The sequence below is a fragment of the Armatimonas sp. genome (assembly GCF_964826245.1).
Genome location: NZ_CBAYMC010000371.1, coordinates 1 through 3,179 on the forward strand (window position 1 = coordinate 1; position 3,179 = coordinate 3,179).

General features: G+C 58.9%; 4 protein-coding genes. 2 read left to right on the forward strand and 2 right to left on the reverse strand.

The features are described 5' to 3' along the window. A partial coding sequence (locus tag AC1XOS_RS21585; protein WP_481964275.1) for an alkaline phosphatase PhoX occupies positions 1–250 on the forward strand: 250 nt, incomplete at its 5' end. On the opposite strand, the gene AC1XOS_RS21590 is transcribed toward AC1XOS_RS21585, so the two are convergent. Both AC1XOS_RS21590 and AC1XOS_RS21595 read right to left on the reverse strand, forming a co-directional pair. After that, a complete protein-coding gene (locus AC1XOS_RS21590; protein ID WP_481964276.1) occupies positions 247–693 on the reverse strand; it encodes a transporter associated domain-containing protein in 447 nt (148 codons plus the stop codon). The two genes, AC1XOS_RS21585 and AC1XOS_RS21590, sit on opposite strands and share 4 nt — an antisense overlap. Beyond that, positions 672–1,523, reverse strand: coding sequence for a hemolysin family protein (locus AC1XOS_RS21595; protein ID WP_481964277.1), 852 nt, complete (start codon positions 1,521–1,523; stop codon positions 672–674). The genes AC1XOS_RS21590 and AC1XOS_RS21595 overlap by 22 nt, the downstream gene beginning before the upstream one ends. A gap of 120 nt (positions 1,524–1,643) precedes the next feature. On the opposite strand from AC1XOS_RS21595, the gene AC1XOS_RS21600 reads away from it, so the two are divergent. After that, a partial coding sequence (locus AC1XOS_RS21600; protein WP_481964278.1) for a CocE/NonD family hydrolase occupies positions 1,644–3,179 on the forward strand: 1,536 nt, incomplete at its 3' end.

Sequence of the window (3,179 nt, forward strand, 5' to 3'; positions counted from 1 at the left end):
TAATCTCTGTGTCACCCCGCGTGGCGGCCTCGTGCTCTGCGAAGACACCTACGGCGGGGACTGCTACCTGCGTGGCCTCACGGCTAAAGGCGAGATATTCAACTTCGCCCGCAATGTCTACTCTGGCTACGAGCAGAGTGAGTTCGCGGGAGCCTGCTTCGCCCCCGACGGCAAGACGCTCTTTGTGAATCTGCAGCTCCCTGGAGTCACCCTAGCGATCTGGGGACCGTGGGAGAATGGCCCGTTCTAGGTAGTTGGCGCACCTTGAGGCGGGAGCGCGGAAACAAGCACTTTATCTACTCGGTGACCGTCCATATCCATGACCTCAAAGCGAAACTCAGACCAAGTGAAGTGGTCACCAGAGCTAGGAATTCGTCCGAGGTGGGCCATGACAAATCCACCTAGAGTGGCATAGTCTCGGCTATCCTGAGGGAGATCGCGCAGGTCCAGAACATGGACGAACTCGTCTACGGGGAGCATGCCATCAAGGAGCCAAGAGCCATCGTCGCGCTTTACCACCGAGAGATCTTGCTTCTGTGCTCCATCCGTGCCAATCTCTCCCACCAGCGCCTCCAAGAGATCGTGGAGGGTGATTAGTCCGACCGTGTTGCCGTACTCATCCACAACGAGGCCCAGCGAGCGCGACGAGCGACGGAACTCCTCCAGCGCCTCTAAGGCAAGCCGGTGCTCCATAAGAAAGAGTGGCTCTTGCAGAGTGCTTTAAGAGGGGCGATCCCAATAAGATCATCCAGCCCACCCACGCAGACGGGGAACGCCGTGTGGGGCACCGAGGCAATCTTGGCCGCATTGACCTCCCAGGTGTCCTCAATATCCAGATAGGAGATCTCCCTGCGCGGGGTCATCACGCTGGTGATTCGTCGGTCTGCCGCCCGAAAGAGCCGCTCGACAATCTCCTGCTCGCCTTCATCAAAGACCCCTGCCTTGGTGCCTTGCTCAATGAGGCTCTTGATCTCATCCTGAGTGACCGGGGGCTCGTCGGAGGGCCGGATTCCCATAAGGCGAAGCAGGCCTCTTGTGGAGACTGAGAGCAGCCAGACTAGGGGAGTTGCCACTTTGGAGAGGAGCTGCATCGGCTTGGCGACCCGTGCGGAGAGGTTCTCCGCATTGGCCAGCGCGAGGGTCTTGGGAACCAGCTCCCCCAGCACGAGCGAAAAATAGGTAATGAGGATAATCCCCAGAGTAAAGCCAATGGTCTCCGCGAGGGATTTTGCCAGCCCCAGACGAGTAAAAACCTCAGCCAGTGGTTGACCAAGGCTCGTCTCCCCAATCGCACCTGAGAGAACTCCAATCAAGGTAATGCCAATCTGCACCGTGGAGAGAAAACGATCGGGGTGGGCGATAAGTCCAAGGGCAACCTGCGCACGCTCGTCGCCTGCCTCTGCCCGCTGCTGGAGTCGCACACGCCTTGCGGAGATAATCGCAGTCTCGCTCATCGAGAAGATGCTATTGAGAAGAATCAAACCCAGGAGCAGCGCAAGCTGCCCGATACGGTGACTGTCCATTCGATTTTTTGTAGTTCCTTGACTGCATGACAGTATGCCTAAAATTCTCAAAGTTCGTGATGGGGTATACTGCAATTAAATTGCAAAAATAAGAACGAGGAGGTATCATCTTCTCCGTCCATGAAACTCCAAAACCTCCTCCGTGGGAGCGCCGTGGCGCTCTGTCTTGTCCTGACCCTGCCCGCGCTTTCTCAGAGCCCCCGCGAGAGCTACGAGAAACGGGAGTTTACGATCCCCATGCGCGATGGGACGACTCTCTACACGGCGGTCTATCTTCCCAAGAACAAGCCAGGAAAGCACCCGATTCTGCTGGAGCGCACGCCCTATGGCGCGGGGCCGTACGGGCCAGATGCAATGCGATTTCGCTTTGGGGGCTCCAAGAAGCTGATGGAGAGGGGCTACATCTTCGCCTACCAGGATGTCCGCGGGATGGGTAAGTCTCAGGGGCGCTTTGCCAATGTCCGACCCCAGCTTCTGAACACCGCCCGCCCTCATGACATTGACGAGAGCACCGATACCTACGACACGGTTGATTTTCTGGTGAAGAAACTCCCCGAAAGCAACGGGCGGGTGGGGATGTGGGGAATCTCCTACCCCGGTTTCTACGCCGCTATCGGAGCGATCAACACCCACCCCGCGCTTAAAGCCGTCTCCCCCCAAGCCCCGGTGGCGGACTGGTTTATCGGGGATGACTTTCACCATAACGGGGCGCTGATGCTCATGGATGCCGTGCGTTTTGGGCGCTTTGGCCAGACCGTAGGGCGTGCACAGTCCATGGGAGGCTTCTCACCAGACCGCAACGCCGATGCCTACAAGCTCTTTTTAGACCTTGGCCCCCTTCCCAACATCACCAAAAACTACTTTGCGGATACCGATGGAATGTGGAAGTCTCTTATGGAGCACGAAACCTACGATGACTTCTGGCAGGCACGCGCCCTCCCCGATAAGCTCAAGAATGTCTCCTGCGCGGTGCTCACTGTCGGCGGCTGGTACGATGCGGAGGACTGCTGGGGGGCGCTCAATGTCTATGCCGCCACCGAGAAGCAGAACCCGAAGATCACCAACGCGCTCGTGATGGGGCCTTGGTACCACGGGATGTGGGCCGCCCCCGACGGCAGCAAGCTCGGAGATATCTCCTTTGGGCAGAACACATCAGCACACTACCAGGAAAATATCGAGCTTCCGTTCTTTGAGGCGTTTCTCCGTGGCGAGGGCTCGCCCAAAGTCCCTGAGGCGCAGGTCTTCGAGACCGGCACCAACCGCTGGCGGCAGTTCTCCGCCTGGCCTCCCAAAGAGTCCAAGGAGACGAGCCTCTACTTTGCCTCCGGCAAGGCCCTGAGTGTCGCCAAGCCCACCACGGCGAGTCAGGATTCCTACGAGAGCGACCCGGCCAACCCCGTTCCCTACGAAGGCGGGACGATCCGCACACGCACTCTCACCTACCCGGTCGCCGACCAGCGCTTTGTCTCAGAGCGCCCTGATGTGCTCAGCTACCGCTTGCCCGTCCAAGAAAAGCCACTGACCATCGCCGGGGCCATCACCGCAGACCTCACGATCAGCACCACCGGCACCGACTGCGACCTTGTGGTGAAGGTGATTGATGTCTTCCCTCCCGATGCCCCGGGCGGCATGGGCAGCTACCAGCGCTTGGTTCGT

Excerpts from the sequence above, each read along its gene's own strand:
- AC1XOS_RS21595 (WP_481964277.1), bottom strand. The coding sequence starts at position 1,523 with ATGGACAGTCACCGTATCGGGCAGCTTGCGCTGCTCCTGGGTTTGATT.
- AC1XOS_RS21590 (WP_481964276.1), bottom strand. The coding sequence starts at position 693 with ATGGAGCACCGGCTTGCCTTAGAGGCGCTGGAGGAGTTCCGTCGCTCG.